The organism is Chitinophaga sp. 01L420, assembly GCF_056399985.1.
Genome location: NZ_JBFTSK010000012.1, coordinates 1 through 17162 on the forward strand (window position 1 = coordinate 1; position 17162 = coordinate 17162).

Genomic DNA, 17162 nt, shown 5'->3' on the forward strand with positions numbered 1-17162 from the left:
AAGGGTATTCTATTTACTTTTTGACATGAAGGTAATGTTTATTTTAAACTAGATTTGTGGATTCAATTTTACTTTAGTACTATTGCGTGAAATAACCTATATACCCTATAGAATATAAAATTAATCTACTTTTCGGATAATGGAAGGGCTATTTGTACTACTAGCAGTCTAGATAAATTTAAGGCCTAAGTTATCATGGGGATCTATGAATTTTACACTATACCGGTATTTGTTGTTTGTTAATCATTAATAAAGTAGTAACCTCTCTGATGAGAAAGAAAGTATTATTTATTTTATCTCTATGCCTGCCTATACTTATAGCGCAGACCGGCAATGCTCAGCATGACGCAGGAAAATTACCGGAAGTATTGCCCCCTTCGCCACAGTCTTTTGCTATGACTAAATATGGAGGTATTAATGTTGGACTAAATACTGGGACACCAATGCTTGAAGTTCCGATTTATAATATAGAAACTAAAAATATTAAATATCCGATACAGCTAACTTATGCCTCGAATGGCATTAGGGTAGATGAAATTGCGACAAGAACAGGGATGACATGGGTACTAAACGGAAGTGGAGTAATTACCCGTAATGTAAAAGATGATCCGGATGAAAAAAGTAATAAACTCAATATCCCTAATGATTTTACTCAGTTAAATAACGAATTGCTTAACTATCTGAGTACTGCCAGCAATGCTAATAATGACGGATGGGATGTTGCGCCTGATTTTTTCTCCTATAACTTTAATGGGAATAGAGGTAGGTTTATCTTGAATGGAAGTAATGTAGTACAGTTGCAAAAAACGACTATCAAAATAGAAAGCCTTAGTAATGGCAGTATATTTAAGATAACAGAACCTAATGGTACTGCTTATTATTTTGGGGGTTCAAATGCTACTGAGTCATCAAAAAATAACTCAATAGGAACAGAATCCTGTGCTAAAAATTATAATGATTTTGTTACAACCGCCTGGTACCTGACAAAAATAAAGCACCCAAATGGTGATTCAATTGAGTTTACCTATAAACCATGTACTGTTTATAACTACGCAATCGGGATTACTCAAACACTAACTAGGAAAGTAAATATTGGAAGTCCATGTTTTACTCAATGTCCGGAGGTACCATCTTCTGAATGTAAATCTTTAGCAACTATAAACAGCATTTATTTAAGCCAGATCAAAACTTCGAATAATTTGCAGATGCGATTCACCTATACAGGAAGGCGGGATTTACCATACGATTATTTGCAAGATAGTATCTTAATATATTTACCGGATGATCTGAATAAACCATTTAAAAGTTTCAAGTTCCAGTATACATATGCAAAGGCTCCTATCGCTAATGTGTATAGCTTCCAGGATTCTACGTTGCTTCTGAGACCATTTCTTACAAAGGTTTCAGAGTGGGATAAATTGAAGCTGAATGAATTAGTACATTCATTTGATTACAATGACATAAATGGAGTTGCAGCTCGGCTATCTTATTCACAAGACCATTTTGGATATTTTAACGGAAGTGGTAATCAGTCACTTTTACCTCCAGTGGAAGGTCAGTATCGAAATCTGTTTCCTGATGCTGCTGCCAACCGTGAGCCAGATCCCTCGTTGACTGCAAAAGGAATGCTTTCTAAAATAACATATCCTACAGGAGGATATGATTCGCTCTTATATACTGGTGCCACCGTATATACAGAAAAACAATCTCCTCCAAAACCACTTGTAACCAGTGCAGCTACAGTTGGTTCTGGTTTTAGTACCCCCATTACAGCTTATTCTGATACCATTTATATTGAGAATTCACAGGATGGAATGGTAGGTGCCAGCTACTATTTTAGCGGGAACCCGGAAGATGAAGATTTTCATGCGCAGTCAATGGYTAGTTTTATTCGGTTATCAGATGGAGCGGAGTTGTTTTATGATACTATGAATAAGGATAATCCTACTGTTACCTCAGGTGTAAGCCTCGATGCTAAGTCAAAATATATATTGAAGATAACATCATATGGACAATATTCGAACGGACAAATTTTACTCCATTACACCAGACCTGACACTAGTATAATTAGAACCAATAAGTTAACTGGCGGAGTGGTGTTGGATAAAGTATATACCAGAGATCCAATTGCAGGGAAAGCAACAGTTAAGAAATTTTATTATGCCTCGCTTGCTGATTTTACCCGTTCGAGTGGATATTATTTATTCGCGCCAAAGTATCTGGCTCCTTTTAAGGTGGGTGTTGACTGCGGTATTCAATGTACTGGGGTTTGTCAGTATATGCAATTGTCATCTTCTTCTCTGATTAATTTGTACAACTTTTCCGGTAGCAACATCAGCTATAATAGCGTAATTGAATCATTTGGTGAGAATTTCGAAAATGGTGGTATTGAGCACAGATTCGAAGTTTCACCCGATAGCCCGGGAGAGATAAAAGTGGGATCCGAGATTTTAGGGGCCACTCTAACAAATAGTGGTTACATGAATGGTAAAGAAACGCTGCAGCATTATTTTATAAAAAGAAATAATAGCTTTATATCGGTAAAAAAAGAAGAGACAAAATACAATGAAGATTCAAGACTTTTTGAGCTCTATTCTGGTTATACAGTAGCTAAAAGATATGATTCAAAATGTATGTCTACTCCTCCTTCGTATGATGAATTTATTGCGTTTGATGTAATGCGGAATTATATATACTGCAAACGTATATATATTGAATCTTTTACTAACACAGTATTTGATAACAATGGGATGAATGGAATCAGTACAACGCAAACATTTTCATACGATAATTTGTCACATTTATTACCCACTAAAATAGAAAGTATAAATAGCAGGAATGAGCGCATTATTAAAGTGAAAAAATACCCTTTAGACATTGATCGCTCTAAGCTACCTGCATCAAATGCAGCTGCAGTGAATGAATTGATAGGCAAGAACATCAATGATCCGGTACTAATGGAAGAAGACTATAATGGTACAGAACTTTTAAGTTCAAAAAATATTTACTTCAGAAACTGGGGAAACAATATTGTCGCACCTGAGAAGATTTTTATTCTACGACAAGGAATACTGGAAGAAAGGTTTTCGTACCTGAAGTATGATAGCAGCGGAAATATTCAGGAACAGGCCAAATCATTGGATACACATGATGTCTATTTGTGGGGATACAATAATCAATATCCGGTAGCTAAAATTACGGGAAGTGACTACAATACAGTTAAGAACTTTGTGAATCAGAATATTTTAAACAACCCTGGTTCAGATCAACAATTAAGGGACGAAATAGCCAAAATACGCTCAGGGCTGGTTAGCCCTGGTACAAGTGTCATTACTTATACGTTTAGGCCGTCGATAGGTATTACAAGTGAAACTGATTCTAAAGGTAAAGTAACCTATTATGAATACGACGATTTTGGACGTTTAAAGCTTATCAGAGACAACGATAAAAAAATCTTAAGACAATACAGTTATCAATATAAACAACCAATAACGCAATAGGTTTCCTGCTGTTAAAAAAGGATCATTCAAACCTCCATTGCTCAGTTTGCAGGAGAACTGTACCCTGCCTTTTAATGATTAACATTCTATCACTCAAGAATATGAAAATCTATATTTGTGCAAGACCGGTTTTTGTTGGCTTATTATTATTTGCGAACATTAGCTTCTTGAAAGGGCAGAATAAGCCAACCGGAAATACACGACCGGTGGCACAAGGAACTTCCAATCCCGCCGCTTATAATACTACCATTATAAATTACGTCCGTACATGGTTGCCATCTATTCCAATAGCGGATCCTAATGTTGTAACTGATCCGGCGCGTGGCATAAACGAGGTTCAACAGACTACAGAGTACATTGATGGATTAGGGAGATCTTTACAAGTCGTGAATAAAGGAGCAAGCGGAAGTGGAAATGACTTGATTAAACCTATCGTTTATGACGATTTTGGTAGAGAACAGTACCAGTATCTTCCGTATGCCTCACAAGGCCTTAATAATGGAAAATTCAAATCAGATCCGTTTAACAATCAAACTTCCTTCTATCAGTCTCAGACATTAAACCCTGGTGTTATAGGCGAGAATATTTATTATAGGGAAATAGCCTATGATGCTTCTCCATTGAATCGCATACTAAAAACATACGAAGCGGGTAATAACTGGGCGCGTAATGGTGGGAACAGGCCTCATGGATATGAGTATTTATCAAATACTGCTGCGGATAATGTACGGATGTGGACTATGACAGGAAATAGCATTATTCCGGTTAGCACACAGAGTTATGCGGTAAATAAATTGTTTAAAAATTTAGTAAAAGATGAGAATGGAAATGATAAAATTGAATTTAAAGATCTGGATGGCAAATTGATTTTGAAGAAAACTGCAATGATAAAAAATGCTCCCGATGGACATGATAGCTGGTTATGTACCTACTATGTATATGATAAAGTAGGTAATCTGTGCGCAGTTATTCCACCTAAGGCAGTAAATCTAATTAAAACCAATTGGTCAATTACGAGCGGAGTTGCCGACGGGTTATGCTATTTTTATCGTTATGATAACAGGGAAAGGATGGTCATGAAAAAGCTGCCAGGTGCAGATTCAACAGAGTTAGTGTATGACAAACGTGACCGGCTTGTATTCTATCGTGACGGTAATTTAAGAAATAAGGAACAGCAATGGATGGTAATATTTTACGATGCGATAAATCGTAAAATAATGACAGGATTGTATGGGTCGACATTGGGTAGAGATAGTTTACAAAAAAGCATGAATACTTCTGCGGTTAGCGTCGGAACTATTGAGTATACTTTCCCTGCCGTGGCAGATCTGGTAGTATCTTCCCATGATGGGAGACAGGAATATAATGCCACCAATAGCATTACATTTGAGAATGGATTTGAGACGGGTGCTAATGCGGAAATGAATGCTGAAATAAAGCCTAATAGTAATAATGGGAAAATAACATTAAATGTTAACAATCCATTGCCCAATCTTGATCAAGGAAAGTTAATTCCCTTAACCTATGATTTCTATGATAATTATAATTTTACGGGAGCAAATCCATGCTTTATTGATGATTTGAAGGAGCCTTCCTCGGATGATCCATATGCAGAAAAACCTTCCACTTTCAGTAATATGACAAACGGTCTTGTTACAGGTGGAAAGTTGCGTGTTGTCGGCACGAATCAATGGATATCAGGTACTGTTTATTATGATAATAAAGGTCGGCCTATACAGGTAATTACGGAGAATATAACAGGTGGGAAGGATATTTCAACAAACTTATACAACTTCAATGGAAGCATTCTTAGCAATTATATGCGGCATAGAAATCTGAGAAGTGTTGTAGTTCCTGATATCAGAATTCTGACAAAAATGACTTATGACCCCATGGGGAGGGTTAAGAGAATAATTAAGCGGCTGAATGGCGACGTAAATACAGAGCGCACCGTAGCTGATAATGAATATGATGAGCTTGGTCGTTTGAAGATTAAAAAGCTCAATGTAGTTAACAACAGTGCATTAGACGCGCTAACCTATGAATATAACGTACGGGGATGGTTATCTGGTATTAATAAGAATTTTGTAAACACGGGTGGAGAGAATTGGTTTGGGCAGGAACTGGATTATGATAATGGCTTCTTGAAAAATCAGTATAATGGGAATGTTTCCGGTATAAAATGGAAAGGCAAAAGTGATGGTGTAGCCCGAGCTTATGGTTATGACTATGATGCTGTAAATCGCTTATTGAAAGCAGATTTTTCAGAACAGAATAGTACTGGGACTACCTGGGGAGTTGATAAAAATGATTTTTCTGTTGATAACCTCACTTATGATGAGAATGGGAACATTTTAACAATGAACCAAAATGGGATGGATGGTATATCTAAAGTTCAGATGGATAAGCTGCTTTATACCTATAAGGGAATGACTAATAGACTGGATAGCGTAGTAGATAAGAGCCCTGTTAAAAGCAGATTAGGGGATTTTAAAGGTGCTATTGAAAGCATGGATAGCTATGGCTATGATGCCGATGGAAATGTAAACAAGGATAAGAATAGGGATATAACTAGTATTGTATATAATTACCTGAATTTACCCCAGACAATTTCGATTAAGGATAAAGGGACTATCTCTTACTTGTATGATGCAAGTGGAACCAAATTAAAGAAAATTGTAACCGATAATACAATTCCTAATGGAAAGGTTACAGTAACTGACTACATGAGTGGATTYACATACCAGCAAGACACGTTACAATATTTTGGACACGAGGAGGGCAGGGTTAGACTTATATATAAAACAGGACTGCCGCCCGCATTTGCGTATGATTATTTTGAGAAAGATCACTTGGGTAATGTGAGGGTAGTTCTTACCGAAAATAGTGAAATAAGTTCTTATGTAGCAACCATGGAATCAGCCTCGGCAGCGAAAGAAAATGTATTATTTGATAATGTAGATAAAACAAGAACTCCATTGCCCATAGGATATCCTAATACGGGTACCACATCAACAAATGCCTTTGTTTCCAAATTAAATGCGGATAATGGAGCAAAAGTGGGCCCTTCTCTGGTACTTCGCGTTATGGCTGGAGACACTTTGAAAGTGAGTACTCAGGCATTTTATAAATCAAATGCACCGGTTAATGGGACAGTTACACAACCAGAGATGTTGGCATCTCTTCTTCAGGTCTTCAATGGAGATAATAACTCGGGAGGTATACATGGAGGACTCACAGAAGGGGCATCTTCCTTTGCAACTAATTTCACAAACGATACCTACCAACATCTGAAGGACAAGGATCAATCACAAAATCAAATCAATAATCTAAAATCATATCTGAATTATGTATTGTTTGATGATCAATTTAACTTGGTAGATGATAATTCAGCTGTAAAACAGGTAAAGGCAGTTCCTGATCAAATTCAGGTATTAGGCTCAGGGGATATAATAATAAAGAAATCTGGGTTCTTTTATGTATACACTACTAATGAAGAAAAAAGAGATATCTATTTTGATAATATAGTGGTAACACATGCAGGAGGGCCACTATTGGAAGAAACGCATTTTTATCCATTTGGCTTAGTGATGGCAGGAATCAGCAGAAATGCTATGAAAGGGGAAAATTATTCCGAGAATCGTTTAAAATATAATGGCAATGAAATTCAGTCGGAGGAATTTAAATCTGGTGGGGGGCTTGATTTGTATGATTTTAATGCCAGATCTTATGATCATCAATTGGGACGCTTCTTACAATTGGATCCTTTAGCTGAAATTCACCCGGATAATAATCCTTATAATTTTGCACTTAATAATCCGCTGCTATATAGTGATCCATTGGGCCTGGATACGTCAAGGGGACCGGTACCTACTAATCCGCAGCCGGGCGATGTATATGTAATACCCATGCCAAATGGTGGTGAAGCATATTATAATTATGGAACAAACGGTTGGGTAGGTGGAGGAATGTATGGAGGGTCTCTCCAGCAAGTATCTGTTGGCAAATCGAACAGCTATGATTATCATTATACTTATTACAGCAGTATCGTTAATGGTGAAACCACAGCTCAGGATTGGATAAATTATTCATTGGCCGGTGCATCTACCTTTGTAGGGATAACACAGGCGCACCTTTTAAATCAGCTAAAAGCAGCCGCAGGTAATAAAAGAGCTTTATATAATCTTGGAGAAAGCCTTAAAGGCATAAATAAAACGGCAAAAGGATTGGGATGGGCCGGGATTGCACTTACTGGCTTAAATCTGGGAAACAAATATTTTGTCAAAGGAGAGGGGCTTAGCCGCAAGGATGTCTTTGATGCTACGGTGACAGTTGTTTTATCAGTTGTAGTTCTTACAAACCCAGTATTAGTAGGGGGCTTTGCAATATATGGTTTATTGGATGCTGCTGGAGCTTTAGATCCGCTGAAAGCTGCAATAGGAATTGATGATACTGAATTAATATCTGCACCGGCGGAACCTCTGATTCGGCTTCAGTGACAGGTATCAAGGAATTTTTGACAAAAAGATAGTTTCATGAAAAAAACTATTTTTGCATTCTTATTATATACAATATGCATCTTTTTTCTAGATACTTATATATTCATATGTACAAAGTCTGTCGTAAGATAAGGCGGAAAGGTGCTGCTGATACAGCTCTGCTATATCTTTCGGTTGTAAATTTGTTTTTAGCATTACCGCTTGCATTGTATATTGTGGCTTTATTTGCCCGAAGGCTTTCGGAGATAGTATATTTACCTTTGTTATTACTCTATTGTTTTGGTATCTATTTAATGACAAAAAAAGGATTGACTAAAAAGAAATTTAGAGAAGCATTAGCCCTATTTAATCAGGAAACCCGTACTCAAAAAGTCGTAGGTAATATTTTTGTAGTTGTGCTGCTGCTCCTTTCTCCGATACTATTTATGACTATTTTATGGCTATTGGCCCACGTGAAATTGAGCGTTTTCTAGCGTTCCTTTTGGCAAAAGTAAATTCCTATACATAACTCAGTTACTGGTATAAAACTGCAGAAGCAAAAAAAGCGGTAGGGCCTAATGATATAGTGAACAGATCAGTTTTCCCACACCCATTATCCACTAAATACATTGGAATAAGTGGGGTAAGGATCTTCGAGCCGGACAACAATAGGGAAATAATTTTATCTTAAACCATTTTGTGGAATAGATCATTATGAAAATATATTTAATCTCCTGATTGCTCTTTTTTTGYATGTCCTGTAATCGGGCCTTGCTTGTTCCCCAAAAGGATGTAATCCGCAATCAAAAAGGGTATATCGTTTTTTATTATCAGGATGAGGAGGCATTATTTTTCCCTTGGAAGGACACTATTGATAATAGGTTTTTAGCGAAGAATCATTCAGATGGTTACAAACTAAATAATGGAGAGGCACACCTTGAGTATTTAAAGGAGCTGGCAATAGATCAGACAATTATAAAAAATATATTACAGAATGGGCAGTCAATACAAGTGGATGAATCGGTAAAGCTGATCCCTGTGAATATTAGATATTTCTGGGGCGAGGGGTGGCGGTTGAAAAAAATAACAAGGAACTCGCAGGAAGTGAATATAAAGTACACATTCTTAAATAAAGATATCGATCTTATATATAAGATATATCATGACAGAGAAATAATGTCAATTACGCCAACGAGGAAAAGTGATATAGTAAGAATTAAAGAAGTGGAGCCAACGAATCTTAGGAATTAGGTTATAGCATAAGTAGCCAGTCCGATACTGGCTGACAAATGATTAGCAAAGTGATTACCAGCAGGAGTTTTTATGACTGCTGCCGGTATATATGTGAAGATAAAGGCAGGGTAGTTGAATTGGATGCTGCTTTGAAACCTTGTAGAAGCTGATTCTACAAGGTTTTTTTGTTTTTAGTGGTAAAGTTGTGAAAAGATAAGTAAGGGTAGAAAAGTGAGCCTCGCGGTTAGCAATATAAATATTAAATTGCGCTAACCGTCGCTGGCCTTAAATGCTATACTGTATTGCGTTTGATTAACGGATTTCGAAAGTGCTAATCCAGATAACTATTTAAGCTACAACTTTCCTTATTTTTTTTGTATAAACTTTAAAACAATGCTATCGAATATCATTGAGCAAGAACGAATAAATCTAAGTACTTATCCAAATGGGCATTTACCCTTGACAAAAAGGGTCCAGATTGCGGGGGAAATTAAAGACCCAGAAAAGATAAACAAAATATTTCTCGCATGTTGCAAATTTGCTTTTACTGAGTTGCATATCAATGACAATCAACTTTGGGGTATTCTAAAGAAAACCGAGAGTACTTTGTATAAAAAAGGGATAAATGATTTTGGATTGATCTATGAGCAAAATAAGAACTATATCGAAAGTATAGATAGGCGGCCATTGTCAGACCTGGCCCTGGCGTGTTTGTCCCTGTGTCGCAGCCTGGATACCGGTTCTGCAGGTATATTGAATATTGAAGAATATGAAGGTCAGGATGACAATATATTTGATTGGGAAGATTGGAATGCCGACTTTTTCGCTTCCAATGCTTATTCAGGTGGAAGTCCATTTCTAAATGAGGGAAGCATCCAAAAGCGAATTGAATTTTGGGATTATTATTTGGAGACTGCCCTTAAAATCGACAATTCACCTGATAGAATTGTCGATAGTGAAATTAAAGGGGGAATTTTGGAAAGCACTTCTATAATAAGAAGTAAAGATTATAGTGATTTTTTCCTTTATACTAAAATAAAGGAAGTTGTTGATTTGGTTCTGCAAGACCTGAAAGGATCAAAAGCAGGATCTGGCTGGACAAGAATTGAGATAGAAGGGCAAGATATTGGCGGCATGGGGATGAAAGGGTTTTATTTTAGTAACGAAAATGAAAGGAACAGATTTGAGTTGACCTACTATTTGTATGATGGCGATCAATCTGCGGTAAAACTCATGAATAAAGTTAAAAAGCATATTTATGAGCAGAGTCCGAATGAAGGCACATGGTTTAGCTACTTGTTAATAATCTATCCAGATCAAACATACAAGGTAGAATACAATTTTGACAATCCTAAAATTTTCTCAGATAAAGAACCTACTCTTGAACCATTTATCGAGGAATTTAGAAAATATCCGAGATTGCAGGGTTTCACACCGCAATGGTGGCGGGATATAATAGAAAACAAAGGATTGCAGTATCGTTCCCTTTGAGGAGTAACGGGCGGGTAGGCTATCGTCAATGCGTAGCTTTTTGCGGTTCCAGAATCCCGGCGGAATGGATATTCTGGTGTTTAGTAAGGTGCGTTTGTCAATGGAATAACAGTACTGAAGAAAAATAATGCTGGTGCCGTCTTTGCACACATCCTTTTGGTGCATACGGGCTTAATGGGTAACATCATACTCTATAATTTACTCTATAAAAACTATGTCGGCTCTTGTAAAGGTAATTCCCTTAACGCCTATAAGGAGTTATAGAATATTGAAAACCATAGAGTTATTGTAGTCTTGTGTCATCATCTGTAAAGATGAATTTCACACCGGAAATCCCAAGGGGATCACTGAATGGGACAAGCTAGAAATATCTACGCTTGTCCCATTTTCTTTTTCGCTGAAAGCCTTATCCAACCCAGATATAATACGGATAACTTCGTTTATCCTTGGGGTTCGATATCGAAAGAGAGCGTTGACGTTAGCTGTATAATTTAGTACCAGTCTTTTAATGCTCCCCCATTTAAATTACTTACAAGATCGCGTCAGGAAGGTCCTCCAGTTTTTAAGGGAGAATTTAAAACAGTTTACGTGTAAATGGCTTTCGCAAAGCGCTTAATTTCCTGTTTTGAAAACATGAAATAAAACACCTTCATTATTAAAAACATAACCAGGGCCAATAATCTGCGGTATATTATCTGTTGACAAATAATGTTGGCCTGAACTAACCTCCTGGTAGGAATAAAGCGGAACTGTTCCAATAGAAGGGGTACCATAAGCGTAAAAAATAACTCCTTCTCTGCTGTATAAATATCCAGGGCCGGAAATCTGAGGAACATTCAGCGTGGTGTAGTAGTGATCATCAGAAGTAAGACTTCTGTATACATATATAGGAACTCCTCCCGGAACTGGCCGGTTGTGAGCATAAAAGGCCACCCCCTCTCTGTTAAATACATATCCGGGGCCGGAAATCTGAGGAACATTCAAAGGCGTAAAATAATGTCCTCCTGTGCCCTGGGCTACGTATGAAACGATAGGAACTCTTTGATAAATAAGCTTTGCCTGATGATCGCTAATGTATTTGTCGACATAACTCTTCACCTCTGCCCTTTTATTTATATCCTTTATTAAATCATAAAGAAGTACAAGACCATTTGGGCCAAAATCAACTAAAACTGAATTAGCAGGAGTCGCACTGCTTTGCCAATTTGCAATATTTATTTTCGGCGTATTCTGATCGAGATTTATTTCACCTACTAATCCTATAGTCGGGTCCCCGCCTCTGGTTCTGTAGGAAAGCTTTTTTGAAAAATTCTGCCTTGCTTCATTTTTATCAATGTCATTACTGATATCAATTCCGAATATCGTGCTGACACCTGCTTTTATACCGGCCCTTGCTGCCGTTTCGCGGCTCTGGTTAGTTGTCTCTGATTGGTATATTATCTCCATCTTAGCACCTGTGTATATATCAAGTAACAAATGTGTTCCATAATTTGCAACCAATTGCTGCGCTGTCATTGTTTGCAATGCCGACTTAAAATTGGCTGAAAGATAGTTAATCAGTGTATCGTTAATGGCATTTAATCGCACTCTCTTTTGCTTAATTGTTAAATTATAGCTCCCATAAATATATTTTGAATTAAAAGATTCAGAGGAGCTAAAAAAATTGCTAATTGAAGCACTGAATACAGAGAAGCCTGTCGTCACTGTCACCTTGTTCGATATTTTTGAAGAATATTGTACACCATCTTCTGCATATTCTTCCAAATACTCCTGCGTGCGAGCATTTTCACTTATCAGTATTGTTGGGTTCTCATTTTTAATCTTTTGGATATCGAGCACAGCGAAACCGGCAGAGGAGGCATTTGCATACTCGCCTGTTACATCATATCCATGACCAAGAACATCATATGCTCCATCACCACCAATGCGTAATTGGAAATTTTTCGTATCGGTCAAATCCTTTACGGCATCTGCATGAGCTAATTCTTTCTTTGTACATGCTGTTGCAAACAGCAGGTGAAGAATCATTATACTAAAAAACAACTGAACATTTCTTTTCATACACTTTATTTGTGGGTTAATGGATATCGGTTGAAAAAAATAGATAGAAAACTTTGGTACTTATTTAATCAGGGAAATAATCAAAGCCCTTTTTATATTCGGTACTATGAGGCATAAACTGGTTATGCCTGTTTAATATTCAGGGGTGATAATATTCCGGATTACGAATAGAATAAGTAATTCTAATTAATGAATGGTTTTGATGGCTTATAGGATTAGTAGCATGGTACAGCAGTTTTAGAATAAGGCATTTTTATATTGTACAATAGAATTTCTCCAATTTAAAATCTTTCCCTGCTTCGATATTGCACTAGTGATCTGCACTTAAAATATTCTTCTACAGTTGATTGAGCCAGGCTATCAACTAATACATAATTTCAGCAGTATCACATTTAGCAATAAACGCTCGGCATTATCAAGCGTAGACTTCACAAAACACTCCCAAAAAAAGAAGATAGGAGTGCGAGGTTGTCAGGAATAATTTCTGAAAGTTCAAAAGAGCTTATCCCTATCGGTTTGTTCAAATGATAAGACTAGGGTAATTGTGCCACAGGTTGTGGCACAAATTCAAATTCTTTACTTGCCGTTAAATAATATGCATTGTGTATTTATCGTTAGGCTCATAAGTTAAATGAACAGCCATGTGGAAATGAATCAGATAAGTGAATAAAAAGGATTAACCATCTGGTAATATTCCGGCATATTTTTTCTTTCCCCATAAATGTAGTTGCCGTAATATTTCAATCAGTGCTGCTGCTTTATCGGTAGGCTTGTAAACGGTTTGCAGTGGCACCGTTCCAGTGATATATTCCTTTAGAGCATTCTTTACCTTTTCATTATGTAGACTATCCCGAGGTTATGCTTAGCACCTATAGAAGCAGTGCAGTAGAGGTGGACTTGATGCGGGAGGGACGTCCGGATGTGTAACCGGGATGAAATTGATTCAGCAAATGGATAGAGGTGAGAAGTGGCCATAGCAGGGCTGCTTCAGTGCTATGCTGTAGCTGCGGAAAGAGATGTACTATTGAAAGAAAGCAGGTATAAAGGGGTTATTTATCAAAATATCTCCGGGGGCAAGATGGCTTTATTCCAGTTGAATGACAGCTGGATATGCGTGTGTATAGGTAAGTTTGGGAAGCAATTTCGTCCGTTTGGGGTAGGTACGTTTATGAGCATATTTGGGTATTTGTGGCGCTGCCACCGCAATGATATCGGCAGCCATATATTTTCTGTTGCCGGATGGGCCATCTTTGTGCATGGCTCTTACCTGGAAAACGACTACCAGTGAGCCCTGCCCGGGTACGTCCAGTGAAACATTTGTTTCCTGGAAAGTGGTATCCGGGGCTATCATTAGCGTCACCGTTTCGGTGCCCGCCACCTGACGTGATGTAAAATCAATACGCGTTGCGATCACTTTTACTTCCAGTGCGGCAATACCTTTATGCCCGGCGATGGTTTGTGCTGGAATATTTAATATCCCGTTACTCAAGAGGCGGGGAGCCACCGGAAAGAAACGATCTACTCCGGTATACTGATTGAAGCGGAAGCCGGTTAGGGCCGCGTGATGATCGCCGGCAGCAATGAGCAGCCTGTTTAGGCGATTGATGTGGCCGCCATCACAATGGATATCCAGGTTGCTGTAGAAAGCATGACGGATAAAAGCGCCTTTCCTGCTGGCGATGCCAAAGCGCCGGGATGCGCGGCGGGTAGCAGCCGTTTGCTGCACGCTTTGAGGCATGCTGCGCAGGAAGTAGCTGCCATTGCGCTTATACCCAATGAGAGGGCCGAGTTTTCCCGTAAAGGGAATGATAGACATTTGTTTTGCCATGGAAGATTATTTTGATTACTATAAATATAACATAATCCGGGGAACCAGTTTTTGGGCAGATTGAAGATTATCTAAAGGGAGTGTATGGTGTATTGTATAATATTCAAAGCTAGTGTAGTAGGGATTTGAGAATGACAAACGCGAGTGTATGGGCATTTAGTTTCAACTTGATTCCTGTTATGCTGAGGTAAAATAAAAAATTCCTCCTTTTTAAAAATAAAATATACTGCGCAGGTCAGTTGCGCAGTAGGGTATGCATCTTTGTATCGCAGCATTTATTATTTGCTGGTAGAAAAAATAAAGAGGTACATACATTTTTTTTAACTTACGATTAAACAACTATTTGCCTTGACACTGGAAGCACTATATGAAACAATTCATCTGCGGAAAAGACCGGAAGACGTAGCCGCCCTGATACAGGATGTGCTGGGTTCCCGTTTGAACGCAGCTGAAGCGGAGATATTGCAAAAAGCGGTGGCAACAGCCTTACGCAATACGGTGTGGAAGTACACGGCTATGCTGGAACAGTTTGCAAAAGTAATAGGTGCGGAAAAGCAGGTGCGTAAAGCGATCGAATTGTTTAAACAGGACATTACACCCGGGGCAGATGCCTATGATGATCCGGACGTAGTCGTGGCGTTTATAGCCATCGTTAGTCCATTGATACATAAGAACCCCGGATTTAATGATTATAAAACGGATCGGCTGAATCGTGAGGAAAGAGCGGCTGCCGGCCTTGATATTTCCAGACGTCAGTACAATAAACTGTTTCGTTGCCTGCGCTTCCTGGAAAAGAAGTTGAATACCCTGATCAGGGAACGGAAAAAAAGTTTTTTCCAACGGGCAGGTAAGCATGCTTTTGCGGAAGATATTTCAAAAGAAGATTTTATGGCGGATGTAAACAGCGCTTGTTTCATCGCCTATTATACTGCCCGTTGTAATCTCCGTAGCGAATTTACGGTGAGTGGACAACAACGGCCTTACGATGAAATTGCTGATATGCTTTTTCAGCGTTGCCTGCGGGGTGAGAAGACTACCAATTGGTGGGCAATAGCGCAGGTATATGCGAGCCCGGAGGTATTGGATAAGTTATCCGGTGAGCAGCAGGGTGCATTACTTGGCAAGTGGACTTCCCTGCTGGAGCAGGTAGCCGTTTTTTTAGGAGAACTTTGGGCACAGAATGATTTTAACCGTGCCACCATGACGGTTCGGCTGGGGAATGATTCTACTACCTGGAACAATACCGCCAATGCCTGGAATAAGGCAAGAGACAACTGGATGAGCCTGATCTATGCGCTGGGAATGGAATTTGTGCTGGAGGAGATGTGTTTCGGAAAAGCGATGCGGCTGATAGCGGGAGATGTGGCTGCCTGGCATCAATCAACAGGTAGTACCGGAGATCCAAACCTTCCTGTGTGGAATACGCTGCCGCTTCCCTGGGAAGTGTTTTCGGGAAAAGCAAACTGCAACCTTGCTATGGTGTTGGAAGCCTGCAAAGCAGCGGGACTCGATCCGGAAAAATCCGGCTGGATAGCACCAAGAGCCCATGGAGTAGTGCCTTTCCGACCTACACCAGAACTGGTACATGGTGTCACCGTTTCAAATCCCTATCTTGCAAAAATATTAAAACAGCATAAATACTTTTCAGGGAAAGACACTAAGCCGTTGTTTCCTGAACATAACTAACGGAGTAGTTCAGTGGTAGAGCTTCCGGCACTTATCCGGATAGACGCAGGTTCGAGCCCTGCCTCCGTTTCAACGATCAGGTACTCAGCAGATAGCCGGGTACCTGATTGTATTTATCCATATCGTCACCAACGAAACCAGCACCGTCACGTGTAGTATCAGGAAAAGAGAAAAATCAACCGGATAGCTGATTTTTTTAATTTAGTGAGATGCCTCCTGGGCACGTATTAAGAGCAAGGCAATAAAAGATATCGTTCTCTTAAATTATTCAGATCAGGCAGTTTTTAAAATTGTTATGTAAAGATCAACTTACAAGCTATGACCATTTACTCAATGACAGCTGATCATGCAGCAAGTGTCCTCCAAATTTATAAGGAAGGTATCTCTACCGGAAATGCAACATTTCAAACTACTGCTCCGTCCTGGGAAGATTGGGATAAATCTCACCTGACCATTTGTCGTATGGTGGCAATAGAAAATGACCAGGTGATTGGTTGGGCCGCACTTACTCCTGTCTCCGACAGATGTGTTTATGCAGGTGTAGCAGAGGTAAGCGTGTATGTAGCTTTGAAGGCAAATGGGAAAGGGGTAGGAAAAGCTTTAATGCAAAAGCTGGTAGAGGCGAGCGAAGAAAATGGTATTTGGACACTTCAGGCTGGTATCTTTCCAGAAAATACCGGCAGTATAAAGATCCACAAATCCAATGGCTTTAGAGAGGTAGGCATACGGGAAAAGATCGGTAAAATGGGGGACCATTGGCGTGATACCCTGCTACTGGAAAGACGAAGCACCAAAGCAGGTATCTGACAGGCGGATTTGCGTATGCATAATTGCAACATTTTTATTGCTATGTCCTGTTTACCCTGCATTGTTGATGCGCCTGTT

The 17162-nt window shown here is 38.9% G+C and carries 9 protein-coding genes and 1 tRNA gene; 8 read left to right on the top strand and 2 right to left on the bottom strand.

The annotated features are described in order from the left end of the window. Nucleotides 1-269: 269 nt before the first annotated feature. The 5 genes from AC1DP6_RS13565 (at nucleotide 270) to AC1DP6_RS13585 (ending at nucleotide 10702) form a co-directional block, all read left to right on the top strand. Nucleotides 270-3500: a hypothetical protein gene (locus AC1DP6_RS13565; RefSeq protein ID WP_477055319.1), complete on the top strand. Its 3231-nt coding sequence runs from the start codon at nucleotides 270-272 to the stop codon at nucleotides 3498-3500. A gap of 101 nt (nucleotides 3501-3601) precedes the next feature. Continuing rightward, nucleotides 3602-7999: a DUF6443 domain-containing protein gene (locus AC1DP6_RS13570; protein ID WP_477055320.1), complete on the top strand. Its 4398-nt coding sequence runs from the start codon at nucleotides 3602-3604 to the stop codon at nucleotides 7997-7999. Between the two features lie 107 nt (nucleotides 8000-8106). Further along, nucleotides 8107-8472: a hypothetical protein gene (locus AC1DP6_RS13575; protein WP_477055321.1), complete on the top strand. Its 366-nt coding sequence runs from the start codon at nucleotides 8107-8109 to the stop codon at nucleotides 8470-8472. Nucleotides 8473-8749: 277 nt separating this feature from the next. Beyond that, on the top strand, nucleotides 8750-9229 hold the full coding sequence (locus tag AC1DP6_RS13580; protein WP_477055322.1) for a hypothetical protein: 480 nt from the start codon (nucleotides 8750-8752) through the stop codon (nucleotides 9227-9229). Between the two features lie 375 nt (nucleotides 9230-9604). Further along, the gene (locus AC1DP6_RS13585) at nucleotides 9605-10702 is read left to right on the top strand and encodes an Imm5 family immunity protein (RefSeq protein WP_477055323.1); all 1098 of its coding nucleotides are present in this window, start codon (nucleotides 9605-9607) and stop codon (nucleotides 10700-10702) included. Nucleotides 10703-11314: 612 nt separating this feature from the next. Here the strand turns inward: AC1DP6_RS13585 and AC1DP6_RS13590 are convergent. Beyond that, on the bottom strand, nucleotides 11315-12763 hold the full coding sequence (locus AC1DP6_RS13590; RefSeq protein ID WP_477055324.1) for an MAC/perforin domain-containing protein: 1449 nt from the start codon (nucleotides 12761-12763) through the stop codon (nucleotides 11315-11317). Between the two features lie 1084 nt (nucleotides 12764-13847). Beyond that, a complete protein-coding gene (locus AC1DP6_RS13595) occupies nucleotides 13848-14591 on the bottom strand; it encodes a hypothetical protein (protein ID WP_477055325.1) in 744 nt (247 codons plus the stop codon). Nucleotides 14592-14939: 348 nt separating this feature from the next. Between AC1DP6_RS13595 and AC1DP6_RS13600 the strand changes: the two genes are divergently transcribed. The 3 genes from AC1DP6_RS13600 (at nucleotide 14940) to AC1DP6_RS13610 (ending at nucleotide 17084) form a co-directional block, all read left to right on the top strand. After that, nucleotides 14940-16277, top strand: coding sequence for a hypothetical protein (locus tag AC1DP6_RS13600; protein ID WP_477055326.1), 1338 nt, complete (start codon nucleotides 14940-14942; stop codon nucleotides 16275-16277). After that, nucleotides 16276-16347, top strand: a tRNA-Lys gene (locus AC1DP6_RS13605). Before AC1DP6_RS13600 ends, AC1DP6_RS13605 begins: the two co-directional genes overlap by 2 nt. A gap of 248 nt (nucleotides 16348-16595) precedes the next feature. Further along, the gene (locus AC1DP6_RS13610) at nucleotides 16596-17084 is read left to right on the top strand and encodes an N-acetyltransferase family protein (RefSeq protein WP_477055327.1); all 489 of its coding nucleotides are present in this window, start codon (nucleotides 16596-16598) and stop codon (nucleotides 17082-17084) included. The last annotated feature ends 78 nt before the right edge of the window (nucleotides 17085-17162 follow it).

Bases quoted from the DNA above. Each gene is read 5' to 3' on its own strand.
- AC1DP6_RS13575 (WP_477055321.1), top strand. From the start codon at position 8,107: ATGTACAAAGTCTGTCGTAAGATAAGGCGGAAAGGTGCTGCTGATACA.
- AC1DP6_RS13585 (WP_477055323.1), top strand. From the start codon at position 9,605: ATGCTATCGAATATCATTGAGCAAGAACGAATAAATCTAAGTACTTAT.
- AC1DP6_RS13590 (WP_477055324.1), bottom strand. From the start codon at position 12,763: ATGAAAAGAAATGTTCAGTTGTTTTTTAGTATAATGATTCTTCACCTG.
- AC1DP6_RS13595 (WP_477055325.1), bottom strand. From the start codon at position 14,591: ATGGCAAAACAAATGTCTATCATTCCCTTTACGGGAAAACTCGGCCCT.
- AC1DP6_RS13610 (WP_477055327.1), top strand. From the start codon at position 16,596: ATGACCATTTACTCAATGACAGCTGATCATGCAGCAAGTGTCCTCCAA.